Here is a 201-nt window from a genome sequence, read left to right on the forward strand (position 1 = left end):
GTCGGGGCCCCGCCCGGCGGCGAGGTCGACGGTGTCCCGGTGCAGCGCACCTTCGCCACGGTGCGCTCCATCGAGCTCGCCGTGGTGCTGCGGGCCGGCGCGCCGGCCCCCGCCCCCGACGCGCTCCCCCAGCGCGACGCGAAGGCGGGCGCCGAGGACGCGAGCCGGGTGGACCCGCGGGTGCTGCTGCTGGTCGAGGAG

General features: G+C 80.6%; 1 protein-coding gene. It reads left to right on the forward strand.

From position 1 onward, the window contains the following. Positions 1 to 201: hypothetical protein (locus QWJ41_RS21990; RefSeq protein ID WP_302710623.1), on the forward strand; the 201-nt coding region annotated here is incomplete at both ends.

Source organism: Nocardioides cremeus (assembly GCF_030518195.1).
Classification (GTDB): Bacteria; Actinomycetota; Actinomycetes; order Propionibacteriales; family Nocardioidaceae; genus Nocardioides; species Nocardioides cremeus.